This is a genomic window from Mesorhizobium sp. M1D.F.Ca.ET.043.01.1.1 (assembly GCF_003952385.1).
GTDB lineage: Bacteria > Pseudomonadota > Alphaproteobacteria > Rhizobiales > Rhizobiaceae > Mesorhizobium.
In genome coordinates, this window is the sequence record NZ_CP034444.1 from 4,269,908 (window position 1) to 4,285,286 (window position 15,379).

The following is a 15,379-nucleotide window of genomic DNA, read 5'->3' on the forward strand; positions in this document are numbered from 1 at the left end:
TGTTAGGCCCAAGCCTCCATCACCATCGTGGGTCCGCGTGCGGACGCCAACAGGACAATAGATGAATCCGAATTATCGCAACCTCGCGCTCTGGGCGATCATAGCGGTCCTGCTCATCGCCCTGTTCAATCTTTTCCAGACGCCGCAGACGCGCGGCGCTTCCAGCGAGATTGCCTATTCGCAGTTCCTGCAGGATGTCGCGTCCGGCCGGGTCAAGAGCGTGACGATCGCCGGCGCCCGCATCTCGGGCAACTACACCGACAACGCCAACGGCTTCCAGACCTACTCGCCCGGGGATCCGTCGCTGGTCTCGAGGCTGCAGGACAAGAACGTCACCATCAACGCCAGGCCTGAAACCGACGGCTCCAACTCGCTGTTCGGCTACCTGATCTCGTGGCTGCCGATGATCCTGATCCTCGGTGTGTGGATTTTCTTCATGCGCCAGATGCAGTCCGGCTCCGGGCGCGCCATGGGTTTCGGCAAGTCGAAGGCAAAGCTGCTCACCGAAGCGCATGGCCGCGTCACCTTCCAGGACGTTGCCGGCGTCGACGAGGCCAAGGAAGACCTTGAGGAAATCGTCGAGTTCCTGCGCGATCCGCAGAAGTTCCAGCGCCTCGGCGGCAAGATCCCGCGCGGCGTGCTTCTGGTCGGCCCTCCCGGAACCGGCAAGACGCTGCTCGCCCGCTCGGTCGCCGGCGAAGCCAATGTGCCGTTCTTCACCATTTCCGGCTCGGACTTCGTCGAGATGTTCGTCGGCGTTGGCGCTAGTCGCGTGCGCGACATGTTCGACCAGGCCAAGAAGAACGCGCCCTGCATCATCTTCATCGACGAAATCGACGCGGTCGGACGCCATCGCGGCGCCGGCCTCGGCGGCGGCAACGATGAGCGCGAGCAGACGCTGAACCAGCTGCTGGTCGAGATGGACGGCTTCGAGTCCAACGAAAGCATCATCCTGATCGCCGCCACCAACCGGCCCGACGTGCTCGACCCGGCGCTGCTCAGGCCCGGCCGCTTCGACCGCCAGGTCGTTGTGCCGAACCCCGACATCGTCGGCCGCGAGAAGATCCTCAAGGTGCATGTGCGCAACGTGCCGCTGGCGCCCAATGTCGATCTCAAGGTGATCGCGCGGGGCACGCCGGGCTTCTCCGGCGCCGACCTGATGAACCTCGTCAATGAATCCGCGCTGATGGCGGCGCGCCGCAACAAGCGGCTCGTCACCATGGCCGAGTTCGAGGACGCCAAGGACAAGATCATGATGGGCGCCGAGCGCCGCTCGTCGGCGATGACGCAGGCCGAGAAGGAGCTGACCGCCTATCACGAGGCCGGCCACGCCATCCTGGCGCTCAACGTGCCGACGGCCGACCCGCTGCACAAGGCGACCATCATCCCGCGCGGCCGCGCGCTCGGCATGGTCATGCAGCTGCCGGAAGGCGATCGCTATTCGATGAGCTACAAGTACATGATCTCGCGCCTGGCGATCATGATGGGCGGCCGTGTCGCCGAGGAGTTCAAGTTCGGCAAGGAGAACATCACCTCCGGTGCCTCCTCCGACATCGAGCAGGCGACCAAGCTGGCGCGCGCCATGGTCACGCGCTGGGGCTTCTCCGACAAGCTCGGCCATGTCGCCTATGGCGACAACCAGGAAGAGGTCTTCCTCGGCCATTCGGTGGCGCGCACGCAGAACATCTCGGAAGAAACGGCGCAGATCATCGACGCCGAGGTGCGCCGGCTGATCGACGACGCCTATTCGACGGCCAAGGCCATCCTGACCAAGAAGAAGAAGGACTGGATCGCGCTCGCCGAAGGGCTGCTCGAATACGAGACGCTGACCGGCGACGAGATCAAGCAGCTGATCGCCGGCCACAAGCCCGCCCGCGACCTCGGCGACGACACGCCGCCCAGCCGCGGCTCGGCTGTGCCGAAGGCCGGCACCGGCGGCCGCCGCAAGAAGGGCCCCGAGCCCGAAGGCGGCATGGAACCGCAGCCGTCAAGCTGAGGTTGGTGCGCGAAAGACTGACCGAGAAACGCCGCGGCTTGGTCCGCGGCGTTTTTGTTTGGAAATTGGAGACAAGGCAAGACTTCCCTCGTCCTGGCGCCCAGATATCGCCCGACAGCAGATCCTCGGACACGCCCGAGGATGATGGCTCAACGTCTGCGGGAAAAACGGTGAACCGCCTTATCCGCCGTATTCGATTTTTATGATTCAGCTTTCAGCCGCGCATTGCAGAGGCTGTAGTAACCGCCGCCCTTCTGGATCCAGCGAAGGCCGTTCAATGTACCCGCCTCCTTGTTGTCGTGGTAACCCTGCAGGCAGGTCTTCATCCGGGCCTTCGCGGGCTTTTCGGTCTTGAACTCGGCGGCGAGGGTGGTCGGGAATGTCACGCCCGCCGGCGCTACAGTGGGGGCGACCGCCGCGCTGGTTTCCTTTTTCTGCTGCTCTGCGGTTTTGACCGTATCCGCGCTGACGCTCTCCGCGGCGGACGTCGCGCATTTCTCCTTGCGAAAAGCGGCCCAGTCCATGCCGTTCAGAGTGCCGCCTTCCTTGGCTGCACGATAGGTCTCGCCGCATTCCTTCATCGTCAGTGCGCTTGCAGGTGCGGTGCTCCAAGCGACTACTGCCGTCACAGCCAACGCCGCCAATTTCAAACTGAACATAAGACCCTCCCGATTGATAATAGGTTGATGTCTTTTTGTATACTGTTTGTTCCCGATATGTTCAACTAGAATCTTTGCGACTACCGATAAGCCTGGCGGTGGGCAGTGTGGGAGAGAATCGATGATGCCGACAGTCCCGCGATATGCAGATGCGAGCAAGGCCGCGGGCGTCTTCGCGCGCAACAAAAAGCCCGCGCATCTTGCGATGCGCGGGCCTTTTCTCTTCGAATAATTAGGCGATCAGCTCTTCAGCTTGGCGTTGCAGAGGCTGTAGAAGCCGCCGCCCTTCTGGATCCACTTCAGGCCGTTCAGCGTGTTGGCGTCCTTGTTGGCATAGTACTGCTCGAGGCAGGTATGCATGCGGCCCTTGGCCGGGGTCTCGGTGGCGAACTTGGGCGAGATGGCGGTCGGGAAGGTCACGCCCTTCGGCGCAGCTGCGGTCGGCTTCGCCGGCTCCTTGGTGAAAGTCGCCTCGGTCGGGGCCGGCACGGTGTCGTCGTCGGCGGCGTCGGCACCGCATTCGGCCTTGCGGAAGTCGTTCCACTTCATGCCGTTCAGCTTGTTGGCGGTCTTGGCTGCCTGATACTTGGTGCTGCACTCGGCCATGCTCAGGCCCTTGCCGCCTTCAGCCGCCGTCGTGGCGGTCTTGGTCGCCTTGGCAGGCTTGGTGTCGGTCGCCGCCGCGGTGGCGCCGGCCGCGCATTCGGTCTTGCGGAAGTCGTTCCATTTCATGCCGTTCAGCGTGCCCGCGGCCTTCGCGGCCTGGTACTTGGCGCTGCATTCCTTGGCGGTCAGCCCCTTGGCGGAGCTGTCGGCGGTTGCCGCGGCGGTCGACTCCTTGGCCTTCTTGGCCGGCTTGGTTTCAGCCGCCTTGGTGTCGGTCGCGGCCTTGGTGTCGGTCGCTGCGGAGGCGTCGCTGCCGCACTCGGCCTTGCGGAACTGGTTCCAGGTCTGGCCATTCAGCGTTCCGGCGTCCTTGGCCGCGTTGTACTTGGTGCTGCACTCGGCCATGGTCAGCGCGTTGGCCGGCGCCGCCACGAAAAAGGCTGCGACGGCGAGGCCCGTCAATGTTGCAAGTCTATGAATAAGCATGGCGTTTCTCCCTTGCTGCCGCCAGGTGGTGTCCCTATACCAAATCAATAGCTCTCAACTTCCGACTGCGCCAGATGCTTCCGGCACGGATGGCGTCACAAAGTGTGTTCCTCCCGACAAGGTGATGAATTGCTTGGCGTCGGCTGCGAAAACAAGGTTTTGCCCGGCGACCTTGGGCAGAAAAGCTCGCTCCGGCTGGTATATTGCCGCTACAGTCAGAGGTCGTGGTAGGCTGTCGAATCACTTGAACCGCCCGCGACAATGATTTTCTAAGGAATGGTAATATATAATCACGAAATGTGATGATCGGATGCGGCCCAATTGTGGCAATACGGACGGCTGAAAAACCGACGGGGACATTGGCAGGCATGGCAGGGCAATATTTCGGCACCGACGGCATCCGCGGACGCGCCAACAAGTTTCCGATGACGGCCGAGGTCGCCATGCGGGTGGGCATGGCAGCCGGCCTTTCATTCCAGCGCGGCAACCATCGGCACCGCGTCGTGCTCGGTAAGGACACGCGGCTTTCCGGCTACATGATCGAGAACGCGATGGTCTCGGGCCTGTGCGCTGCCGGCATGGACGTGTTCCTGCTCGGGCCTATACCGACACCGGCGGTCGCCATGCTGGTGCGTTCGCTGCGCGCCGACATCGGCGTGATGATCTCGGCCTCGCACAATCCCTATTTCGACAACGGCATCAAGCTGTTCGGCCCCGACGGCTACAAGCTCTCCGACGAGATCGAGGAGCGCATCGAAAGCATGCTCGACAAGGATATCGAGCTCGCGCTGGCCGATTCCGACGGGCTGGGCCGCGCCAAGCGCGTCGACGGCGTCCACGACCGCTATATCGAGTTCGCCAAGCGCACGCTGCCGCGCTCGATGTCGCTTTCCGGGCTTCGGATCGTTGTCGATTGCGCGAACGGCGCCTCCTACAAGGTGGCCCCCGAGGCGCTGTGGGAGCTCGGCGCCGAGGTGGTGGCCATCAATGTCGAGCCGAACGGCTTCAACATCAACAAGGAATGCGGCTCGACCCATCCGGCAGGTCTGCAGAAGAAGGTGCACGAGGTGCGCGCCGACATCGGCATCGCGCTCGACGGCGACGCCGACCGCGTGGTCATCGTCGACGAGAACGGCGCCATCGTCGACGGCGACCAGATCATGGCGCTGATCGCCGAGTCCTGGCACCAGGGCGGGCGGCTGGCCGGCGGCGGCGTCGTCTCCACCGTGATGTCCAATCTCGGCCTCGAGCGTTTCCTCGGCGATATGAAGCTGCAACTGCACCGCACCAAGGTCGGCGACCGCTATGTCGTCGAGCACATGCGGGCGCATGGCCTCAATGTCGGCGGCGAGCAGTCCGGCCATATCGTGCTCTCCGATTTCTCGACCACCGGCGACGGACTGGTTTCGGCGCTGCAGGTGCTGGCCTGCATCAAGCGGCAGAACCGGCCGGTCAGCGAGCTGTCGAAGAAGTTCGAGCCGGTGCCGCAGCTCTTGAAGAATGTTCGCATCTCCGGCGGCAAGCCGCTGGAGGAGGCGCCGGTCAAGGCGGCGATCGAGGAGGCGCGCAACCGGCTCGGCAAGTCCGGCCGCCTCGTCATCCGGCCCTCCGGCACCGAGCCGCTGATCCGGGTCATGGCCGAAGGCGACGATCCGCAATTGGTCGAGACCGTCGTCAACGACATCGTCGGCATCATCTCGGAAACCCGCAGCGCCGCCTGACGAAGGCCGAAGCAAAGCTGGTCGCCTGGAAGCCCGCCGCCCGGCGGGCTTTTTCGTGCGCGCACGCCGGCCGGACAACGGAATGCTCTCTAAAATTGTATAGATTCGTGGTTAATCGGTACGGTTAAACGGCTTTTAACCTTTGCAATTCATTATCCACGCCGAGGTTCATCTTCGGGCGGTGTCGTCCCGAGGCTTCTTAGGGGTGACAGCATGTTGAATACAGCAAGAATGGCATTGTTTGCCGCGCTGTTTGCGGGGGTGGCCGGACCGGCGCTCGCCGCCGACCTCGCGGAACCGCCTCCGGTCGAGGAGGCGCCGCCGCCCGTCGTCGAGGCTCAGCCGGTCGATGTCGGCGGCTGGTACATCCGCGGCGACATCGACTATCACTGGTCGAATTTGGGCAGCATCGACTACATCACCTACGGCCCGCCGCCCGGCACCAACGATTTCGATTTCGGCGACCTGAAGAGCGGGTTCTCGGTCGGCGCCGGCGTCGGCTACAAGATCAATGATTATCTCCGTACTGATCTGACTGCCGACTACTGGTTCAAGTCGGATTTCAACGGCCAGACCTCGGATCTCGTCACGACATCGACCGAGGTGTCGAGGATGAGCGCCTTGCTGCTGCTGGCCAATGCCTATGTGGATATCGGCACGTGGCACGGCATCACGCCTTATGTCGGCGCCGGCATCGGCGGCGCAAGGATCAAGTGGGATACGGTGCGCGATCCCAATACCACCGAAACCAACCCCGGGTCGTCCAACTGGCGCTTCGCCTACGCGCTCATGGCAGGCGCTTCCTACTGCCTCACAGACAAGATCATCCTCGATGCGGGCTATCGCTTCACTCACATCCAGGGTGGGCGCATGTTCGAATTCGATACGACCAGCTCCGGACCGGGTTTCGACCACGGCCTCAACACGCATGAAGTGCGCGGCGGTCTGCGCTATCAGTTTGGCGGCAATAATGGCTGCGCCGCGCCGGTGGTTGCCTATCAGCCTGAGCCGGAGCCGATCTACACCAAGTAGTCTCTTCCGCGTCCTGAAATTTGCGAGCCGCCCGGCGCCAGCCGGGCGGCTTCCGTTTGTGAGCCGCCGGTAAAATCTCATCGAAATCAATTCGGTAACCGCTTGTTATCCTTAACCGGCACTTAACCACTATGGTTAACAATGCTCCCTGAAACGGCAGCTGTGCTCGCGTTCGCGACTGGCGCCAACTTCAGGAGCCGGGGACCATGACATCAAAATCGCGTATCGCACTGGCGCTCGCCGCAATCGTGCTGATGCCGGCGACACAGGCGGTGTCGGCCGACTACGACCCGCCGATCTATGTCGACCAGGCGCCGGACTACCAGCCGGTCGAGGTGGGCTCGGGCTGGTACCTGCGCGGCGACGTCGGCTACGCCTTCAGCAATCCGTTCAAGCACGAGGAAGTATCGTCAGGTCCGCTCAACACATTTTCCGACGAGTCCAGCCTGTTCAGCGGCAGCATCGGCATGGGCTATCACTTCAACGACTATCTTCGGGTCGAGTTGAACGGCGGAATCCTGCCGACCGACAAATTCGCGGCGAGTGAAAAGCTCGGAGCAACCTGCGACGGGCACACGCTTGTCGACGACGGTTTCGGAACGATCAATTCCGTGCCGGCCAGCCAGGCCTGCGATCTCTCCGACAACGCCTCCAACAAGGGCTACAGCATCATGGCCAACGGCTATGTTGACCTGGGCACCTATGTCGGGCTCACGCCCTATATCGGCGGCGGCATCGGTGTCGCCTACAACAAATACTACAGAAGCATCGGCGCACGCGACTGCGTGGAAGTCCCGACCAACAACGCCGGCACGGGGGGATTCTTCTGCGACGATCCTGCCGGCTATGAAGGACAGACCGACACTGCGGCCAAGTTCAATCTCGCCTATTCGATCGGCGCGGGCCTGTCCTACCAAGTCACCAAGAATGTCTCCGTCGATCTCGGCTACGAGTATTTTTCGGTGCCGGGCGCCAAATACGTCGCCTATGACGGCGGCGCTTTCAACATCCGCAAGGGCATCGATTATCAGACGGTCAAGCTCGGGCTGCGCTACGATCTCTGGTGAGAAACGAAAGTCCGGAAATGTCGACGGCGGATCCAGCGATCCGCCGTTGTCGTTTCACCGTGTAGTGAAAAACCTGACGAATATCCTGCCAGCGACAAAAACTTTGCTCTTGACGCCGAAAGGCTGAAAGAATATCGCCGTCCGTGGGCCACCCCTCCCCAACGAGGGGCCACTATCTGGAAGGATAGACCACGATGACGACGCTTACCAAGCCCGGACTCCGTCCGGCAAATCCCAATTTCTCCTCAGGTCCCTGCGCAAAACGTCCCGGCTGGTCGGCCGAGGCGCTGAAAGACGCTGCGCTCGGACGCTCCCACCGTGCCAAGATCGGCAAGGGCAAGCTCGAGCAGGCAATCGAGCTGACGCGCGAAATCCTCAAGGTTCCCGCCGGCTACCGGATCGGCATCGTGCCAGCGTCCGATACCGGCGCGGTCGAGATGGCGCTGTGGTCGCTGCTCGGCGAGCGCGGCGTCGACATGGTCGCCTGGGAAAGTTTCGGTTCCGGCTGGGTGACCGACGTGGTCAAGCAGCTCAAGCTCGCCGACGTGCGCAGGTTCGAGGCCGGCTACGGCGTCTTGCCTGACCTGACGCAGATCGACTTCGACCGCGACGTGGTCTTCACCTGGAACGGCACGACCTCGGGCGTGCGCGTGCCGAACGGCGACTTCATCCCGGCCGATCGCCGCGGCCTGACCATTTGCGACGCCACCTCGGCTGCCTTCGCGCAACGGCTCGATTTCGAAAAACTCGATGTCGTCACCTTCTCCTGGCAGAAGGTGCTGGGCGGCGAGGGCGCGCATGGCATGCTGATCCTCTCACCGCGCGCCGTCGAGCGGCTGGAGACCTACAAGCCGGCCTGGCCGCTGCCGAAGATCTTCCGCCTGACCTCGGGCGGCAAGCTGATCGAAGGCATCTTCAAGGGCGAGACCATCAACACGCCGTCGATGCTGTGCGTCGAGGACTATCTCGATGCGCTCAACTGGGCGAAGTCGACCGGCGGCCTGGAGACGCTCATCGCCCGCGCCGACGCCAACGCCGCGGTGCTCGACCGGTTCGTGGACAAATCATCGTGGCTCGGCCATCTGGCCGTCGATTCGGCGACGCGCTCGAACACCTCGGTCTGCCTGTCCTTCACCGATCCGGATGTCGCGGCGCTCGATGCCGACGCTCAGGCGGCTTTCGCCAAGGGCATCGTGTCGTCGCTCGACAAGGAAGGCGTCGCCTACGACATCGGCTCCTATCGCGATGCGCCGCCCGGCCTGCGCATCTGGTGCGGCGCGACCGTCGAGACCTCCGACCTCGAAGCGTTGCTGCCCTGGCTCGACTGGGCCTTCGCCACGCAGAAGGCGTCGCTCAAGGCAGCGGCCTGAGTTCCGTGGCGGCCCCGCGGGCCGCCATTTCCCCGACCCATCCAATTCCATCAAGGAGGCCGCCATGGCGCCCCGCGTTCTCGTCTCGGACAAACTTTCAACCACCGCCGTGCAGATCTTCAAGGACCGTGGCATCGAGGTCGACTACTTGCCCGATCTCGGCAAGGACAAGGAAAAGCTTCTCGAAGTGATCGACCAGTACGACGGCCTCGCCATCCGCTCGGCGACCAAGGTCACTGAGAAGCTGATCAATGCCGCAACCAGGCTCAAGGTCGTCGGCCGCGCCGGAATCGGCGTCGACAATGTCGATATCCCGGCGGCAAGCCGCAGGGGTATCATCGTGATGAACACCCCCTTCGGCAATTCGATCACCACGGCCGAGCATGCCGTGGCGATGATCTTCGCGCTGGCGCGCCAGATCCCGGAGGCCAATGCCTCGACGCATGCGGGGAAATGGGAAAAGAACCGCTTCATGGGCATCGAGATCACCGGTAAGACGCTGGGTGTGGTCGGCTGTGGCAATATCGGCTCGATCGTTGCGACGCGCGGCGTCGGCTTGAAGATGCATGTGATCGCCTTCGATCCGTTCCTGTCAGACAGCCGCGCCGAAGAGCTCGGCGTCGTGAAGGTCGAGCTCGACGAGCTCTTCGCGCGCGCCGATTTCATCACCTTGCACACGCCGCTGACCGACAAGACGCGCAACATCATCGACGCGGCCGCGATCGCCAAGATGAAGGACGGCGTGCGCATCATCAATTGCGCGCGCGGCGGGCTGGTCGTCGAGGCCGATCTGGTCGCCGCGCTGAAGAGCGGCAAGGTGGCCGGCGCCGGCATCGACGTCTTCGAGGTGGAGCCGGCGGAGAACAATCCGCTGTTCGGCATGGAGAATGTCGTGGCAACCCCGCATCTCGGCGCCTCGACCACCGAGGCGCAGGAGAATGTCGCCCTGCAGGTCGCCGAGCAGATGGCCGACTATCTGATCAAAGGCGCCGTTTCCAACGCCATCAACATGCCCTCGATCACGGCGGAAGAAGCGCCGCGGCTGAAACCCTTCGTCAAGCTGGCCGAGGTGCTCGGCGCCTTTGTCGGCCAGGTCACCGAGGATCCGATCAAGGAGGTCGAGATTCTGTTCGACGGATCGACCGCGACGATGAACACGCGCGCGCTGGTGAGCGCCACCCTTGCCGGCCTGATCCGGCCGCAGGTCTCCGACGTCAACATGGTGTCGGCGCCGATCATGGTGAAGGAGCGCGGCATCATCGTCGCCGAGGTCAAGCGCGACAAGTCGGGCGTCTTCGACGGTTATATCAAGCTAACCGTCAAGACCGAGCACATGACGCGCTCGATTGCCGGCACCTGCTTCTCAGACCACAAGCCGCGCTTCATCCAGATCAAGGGCATCAACCTTGACGCCGAGGTCGGCCAGCACATGCTCTACACGACCAATGCCGACGCCCCCGGCATCATCGGCCTGCTCGGCACCGTCTGCGGCGAGAACGGCGTCAACATCGCCAACTTCCAGCTCGGCCGCAACCGGCCGGGCGGCGATGCCATCGCGCTGCTCTATCTCGACGCGCCGTTCCCGGAAAAGGTGCTCGACCAGTTGCGGGAGCACAAGTCGATCGACTCGGCCAAGCCGCTCCACTTCGACGTCGGCAGCGCCTGAGCAGGCGGGTATCGGAAACGTCCGCCTGCGCAGGCGGACGTTTCAACAAGCCAAACCTCGTCCGACCTCATCCTCATCGAGGCGGCTATCTCTGGCTGCCGCTTGACATGCCTAGAGAAGGTGGGGGCGATGCCTGCAGGATTGCCCTTCTGCCACTGTATTCGGCGAGCGCGATGCCACCCAGCACGAGCGCAAGCGCCAGGCCCTGGTAGAGCTGAAACTGCTCGCCGACGATCAGCACCGAAAGCAGCGTGCCGAAGATCGGCACCAGGTTGATGAACAGCCCGGCGCGGTTGGCGCCGATCAATTCATTGCCTCTGATGTAGAAGATCTGCGAGACGACGGACGCGCCGAGCGCGGTGTAGAACGCGACAGTCCATCCCCGAGCGTCCGGAGCGATGACGCGACCCGCCGCCACTTCCCAGACAAAGAACGGCAACGAGGTCAAAAGCGCGGCGAGCGACAAAGCCAGCATGAGGCTTTGCCAGCGGATGGCCGGCTTCAGACGCAGCCCCACCGAATAGAGGCTGTAGCAGAGAACCGCGACCAGCATGATGGCGTCGCCGAAATTGAGATCGAGCCTCAGCAACTGGCTGAGATCGCCGTGGCTCGCGATGATGGCGACACCGACAATGGTCAGCGCGACACCGACGATCTGCAGGCGCTGCACGTGCAGCCGGAACAGCGCGAAATTGGCGAGAATGATGACGATCGGTATGGCTGCCTGCAAGATCGAGACGTTGATGGCGGTGGTGTGGTTCAGCGCCGTGTAGAAGATGACGTTGAAGATCGTGAAGCCGCAGGCGCCGAGGCCGGCAATCAGCCGCCAATGCCGGCGCAGCTCCGGCCAATCCTCGCGAAAAGCCCGCCAGCCGACGGGCAGCATGATCAGCACCGCCAGCACCCAGCGCAGGAAAACCAATGTCATCGGCGACACATGGCCGACGGCAAGCTTGCCGGCCACGGAATTGCCGCCCCATAGCAGCATGGTGGCGAGAAGGAACAGATAGGCGGCTCGATGCATCGCTTGATCCGGCATGGGAGGCGCGTTCGAAGTTCGGAGCCGGCCTACGGCGACGGCCAGGCCAAGTAAATGATGCGAAAGCCGGAATTTGTTGTGCCTGGCTTGTTGCGTCTGGCTTGATGCGCCTTGGGCTGGTTTCGGCGGCAAAGAAGGGGTCGCATCGGCATGCACATGAGGTTATAGAGGCCTGTCGTTTCAAGCCGCCAAGGCGGCATCTCAAGGGAAAAGAACATGGCCAATGTGGTGGTCGTCGGCTCGCAGTGGGGCGACGAAGGCAAGGGCAAGATCGTCGACTGGCTGTCGGAACGTGCCGACGTGGTCGTGCGCTTCCAGGGCGGCCACAACGCAGGTCATACGCTGGTCGTCGACGGCAAGGTCTACAAGCTTTCGCTCCTGCCGTCAGGCGTGGTCCGGCAGGGCAAGCTGTCGATCATCGGCAACGGCGTGGTCTTCGATCCGCATGCCTTCGTCGCGGAGATGGCCAAGCTCAAGGAGCAGGGTGTGGAGGTGACGCCCGAGCGCCTGAAAATCGCCGAAAACACCGCGCTTATCCTGTCGTTGCACCGGGAACTGGACGGGTTCCGCGAAGACGCCGCCTCGAATTCCGGAACCAAGATTGGCACGACCCGCCGCGGCATCGGCCCCGCTTACGAGGACAAGGTGGGCCGGCGCGCCGTCCGGGTGATGGATTTGGCGGATTTGGAAACCCTTCCCCTGAAAGTCGACAGGCTGCTGACGCACCACAACGCGCTGCGCCGCGGGCTCGGCCATGCCGAGGCGACGCATGAGGCGATCATGCAGGAGCTGACCTCGGTGGCCGGCGAGATCCTGCCCTACATGGACCGCGTCTGGAAGGTGCTCGACGACAAGCGTCGCGCCGGCGAGCGCATCCTGTTCGAGGGCGCGCAGGGCACGCTCCTCGACATCGACCACGGCACCTATCCTTTCGTCACCTCATCCAACACGGTGGCGGGGCAGGCGGCCGCCGGCTCCGGCACCGGTCCCGGCGCGATCGGTTATGTGCTCGGCATCACCAAGGCCTATACGACGCGCGTCGGCGAAGGGCCGTTCCCGACCGAGCAGAAGAACGAGATCGGCGAATTCCTCGGCACGCGCGGCCACGAATTCGGCGTCGTCACCGGCCGCAAGCGCCGCTGCGGCTGGTTCGACGCGGTGCTGGTGCGCCAGGCGGTGGCCGTCAACGGCATCAAGGGCATCGCGCTCACCAAGCTCGACGTGCTCGACGGGCTGGACGAAATCAAGGTCTGCACCGGCTACCGCCTCGATGGCGAACTGATCGACTATCTGCCGGCCAGCCAGGGCGCCCAGGCGCGCGTCGAGCCGATCTATGAGACGCTCGAAGGCTGGAAGGGGACGACGGCCGGCGCCAGGAGTTGGAACGATCTGCCGGCGCAAGCCGTCAAATATGTCCGCTACATCGAGGAGCTGATCGGAGCGCCGGTTGCGCTGCTTTCCACCAGCCCGGAGCGGGACGACACGATACTTGTGACCGACCCGTTTCAAGACTAGTTTCACAGCCCTTCCCGGCGCTACGGCTGATTTGCGGCCAGCCGGGGAAAGAATGCAGGTCGACTGACGCATGGCAGATTTCGTTGGTGTTCTGAAGAAGCAGCTCGAGAAGCACGGCGAGCCCTCGTCCGAGCTGCGCAAGCGGATCTACGAGAATGCGCGTGCGGCACTGGCGAAGCAGCTCGCGAACTATTCTCCGCCGTTGTCCGCCGATGTCGTCAGCAGGCAGAAGCGCTCGCTGGAAGACGCGATTTCCAGCGTCGAGCGTGATTATGCCAAGCCCGCTCCGGCGCCCAAGCCGGCTCCGGCAGAAGACCCGCTGGCGGAGCTGGAGCATATCTTCTCGTCGATCGACCGCAACAAGAACCAGCCGAGCCACGTCCGGCAGCCGTCCGTGGCGAAGCCCGAACCCGCCAAGCCGGAACCGTTCAACCCGGCGCCGGCTCCGGTCAAAACGGAACCAAGCTGGCAAAGCACCCCAAAAACCGAGCCAAGCTGGCAAGGCGCGACGAAGACGGAGCCCGGTGGCTGGCACAAAGTGCCCGCGGCACCGCCGCCGATGCCCTCGCCGCGCGAGGACGATGTCGGCCTGCCCGGCATGAACGCTGCCGAACCGGACGACGGCAGCGATGTCTTCGCCAGTGACGAGCAGCCGGCGCCGGACAATTTTCAGCGGCTGCGGTCGCCGGCGCGCAAGCGCAGTTATGGCGGTTTGATCGCCGCTGTCATCGCATTGCTGGTGCTGGGCGGCGGCGGTTATGGCGTCTGGCTGAACAAGGATGCGTTCCGCTCGATGCTCGGCCTGAACGGCGGCGGCAGCAAGACTGTCTCGGTCGAGCCATTGGTGAAGCCCGCTCCGGCAAAGCCGGCTACCGAGACGGCGGCGGCGCCGCCCGCCGGGGGCGCCAACGCAGCCGGCGCCAACGAACCGGCCGAAACAAAGTTCACCCAGCGCCTGACGCCTGAAGGCAAGGAGATCGATCCCGGCCCGGCAGGCGGACAGAGCACCATCGGCGAAGGTGAATCCGTGGCCGCGCTGACCACGCCGCCGCCGGCCGCGCCTGCGACGACCGCTCCGCCGGCCGCGCCTGCGACGACGGCTCCGCCGGCCGCGCCTGCGACGACCACGCCGCCGGCCGCAGCCGCACAGACGCCGAGCGCGCCCGCCGCGGGAACAACGCCGCCGGCGCCTGCAGATGCCGCGGCCAATCCGCCTGCACCGGCAGCCGGGACCACACCGCCTGCAGCGGCTACGACCCCGCCCGCCGCCGGCACAACGCCTCCCGCCGCCGGAACTGCACCCGCCGCCGGAACCACGCCTGCGCCGGCGACGGCCCAGGCGACCGTGCCGGTCGGCCAGAAGGCGATCTTCTATGAGGAGCGCACCAGCACCCAGCAAGGCACGGCCGAGCCCGGCAGCATCGTCTGGTCGCTGGTGCAGGAATCGCCGGGCGGCGACCTGCCGCCGGAGCCGGCGATCCGCGCCGAGGCGACGATACCCGGCAAGGACATCCAGCTGCGCATGACCATCCGGCGCAACACCGACCAGACGCTGCCGGCCAGCCACATCATCGAGATGATCTTCCTGACGCCGGAAGGGTTTGACGGCGGCGGCGTCGACAATATCCTGCGCATCGCCATGAAGAGCTCCGAGCAGGACGCCGGCAGCCCGCTGATCGGCATCCCGGCCAAGATCGCCGACGGCTTCTTCCTCGTCGCGCTCAACGACACCAAGGCCGACGAGGACGCCAACCTGACGCTGCTCAGGGGGCAGGACTGGATCGACGTGCCGGTGGTCTACAAGACCGGACGTCGGGCGCTCCTCACCATGGAAAAGGGCATTCCCGGCGAGAAGGTCTTCGATGAGGCGCTGAAGGCCTGGGCGACGAAGACTTCGGGGTGAGGAACGGGACGACCCCTCGGATTTTACCGCATCAAAACAGCCGGTATTTGGCTAAGGGTAGTCCGTTGCGCCTGACGTAGTCATTCGAGCTATCGATGGCTTCTCTATTCTCTTCTTGCCATCGACGCGTCTTTTCGGCCGAGACGGCTGTCGCAATAGCCGCTTCAGAGACGGCGGAGATGTCGATACCCACTGCCTTGGCTTCTTCAATTAGTCGAGGGTCGATCGAAATTCTGATCGATTTCCGCTCAGGTCTGGAGCTGGGCCGAAACATGTTGGAGCCTCCGATCGTAGGACGCATGGAAGTTCGCAGGCAAGC

Annotated in this window: 12 protein-coding genes; 8 read left to right on the forward strand and 4 right to left on the reverse strand. The window is 63.8% G+C overall.

Annotated features, from left to right (window positions below):
* The first annotated feature begins 61 nt into the window (after window positions 1–61).
* Window positions 62–1,996: an ATP-dependent zinc metalloprotease FtsH gene (ftsH, locus tag EJ067_RS20720; RefSeq protein WP_126087122.1), complete on the forward strand. Its 1,935-nt coding sequence runs from the start codon at window positions 62–64 to the stop codon at window positions 1,994–1,996.
* Between the two features lie 200 nt (window positions 1,997–2,196).
* On the opposite strand, the gene EJ067_RS20725 is transcribed toward ftsH, so the two are convergent.
* Window positions 2,197–2,655, reverse strand: coding sequence for a hypothetical protein (locus EJ067_RS20725; protein ID WP_126087123.1), 459 nt, complete (start codon window positions 2,653–2,655; stop codon window positions 2,197–2,199).
* A 240-nt stretch (window positions 2,656–2,895) separates the two neighbouring features.
* Complete coding sequence (locus EJ067_RS20730; RefSeq protein WP_126087124.1) at window positions 2,896–3,747, reverse strand: hypothetical protein; 852 nt, start codon at window positions 3,745–3,747, stop codon at window positions 2,896–2,898.
* Between the two features lie 368 nt (window positions 3,748–4,115).
* Between EJ067_RS20730 and glmM the strand changes: the two genes are divergently transcribed.
* From glmM to serA, 5 genes are all read left to right on the forward strand, one after another.
* Entirely contained in the window at window positions 4,116–5,468 is a 1,353-nt protein-coding gene (glmM, locus tag EJ067_RS20735) for a phosphoglucosamine mutase (protein ID WP_126087125.1), read from the forward strand.
* A 213-nt stretch (window positions 5,469–5,681) separates the two neighbouring features.
* Window positions 5,682–6,500, forward strand: coding sequence for an outer membrane protein (locus tag EJ067_RS20740; protein ID WP_126087126.1), 819 nt, complete (start codon window positions 5,682–5,684; stop codon window positions 6,498–6,500).
* Between the two features lie 206 nt (window positions 6,501–6,706).
* Entirely contained in the window at window positions 6,707–7,567 is an 861-nt protein-coding gene (locus tag EJ067_RS20745; RefSeq protein WP_126087127.1) for an outer membrane beta-barrel protein, read from the forward strand.
* 194 nt (window positions 7,568–7,761) lie between these two features.
* Window positions 7,762–8,937, forward strand: a complete 1,176-nt coding sequence (locus EJ067_RS20750) for a phosphoserine transaminase (RefSeq protein ID WP_126087128.1) — start codon at window positions 7,762–7,764, stop codon at window positions 8,935–8,937.
* Window positions 8,938–9,001: 64 nt separating this feature from the next.
* Window positions 9,002–10,603: a phosphoglycerate dehydrogenase gene (serA, locus tag EJ067_RS20755; protein WP_126087129.1), complete on the forward strand. Its 1,602-nt coding sequence runs from the start codon at window positions 9,002–9,004 to the stop codon at window positions 10,601–10,603.
* An 85-nt stretch (window positions 10,604–10,688) separates the two neighbouring features.
* Here serA and EJ067_RS20760 read toward each other — a convergent pair whose 3' ends face one another.
* The gene (locus EJ067_RS20760; protein WP_126087130.1) at window positions 10,689–11,627 is read right to left on the reverse strand and encodes a DMT family transporter; all 939 of its coding nucleotides are present in this window, start codon (window positions 11,625–11,627) and stop codon (window positions 10,689–10,691) included.
* Window positions 11,628–11,858: 231 nt separating this feature from the next.
* On the opposite strand from EJ067_RS20760, the gene EJ067_RS20765 reads away from it, so the two are divergent.
* Both EJ067_RS20765 and EJ067_RS20770 read left to right on the forward strand, forming a co-directional pair.
* The gene (locus tag EJ067_RS20765; protein ID WP_126087131.1) at window positions 11,859–13,157 is read left to right on the forward strand and encodes an adenylosuccinate synthase; all 1,299 of its coding nucleotides are present in this window, start codon (window positions 11,859–11,861) and stop codon (window positions 13,155–13,157) included.
* Between the two features lie 70 nt (window positions 13,158–13,227).
* Complete coding sequence (locus EJ067_RS20770) at window positions 13,228–15,060, forward strand: hypothetical protein (RefSeq protein ID WP_126087132.1); 1,833 nt, start codon at window positions 13,228–13,230, stop codon at window positions 15,058–15,060.
* A 31-nt stretch (window positions 15,061–15,091) separates the two neighbouring features.
* Here the strand turns inward: EJ067_RS20770 and EJ067_RS20775 are convergent, their stop codons facing one another.
* A complete protein-coding gene (locus EJ067_RS20775) occupies window positions 15,092–15,334 on the reverse strand; it encodes a type II toxin-antitoxin system CcdA family antitoxin (protein WP_126087133.1) in 243 nt (80 codons plus the stop codon).
* Between the last annotated feature and the right edge of the window lie 45 nt (window positions 15,335–15,379).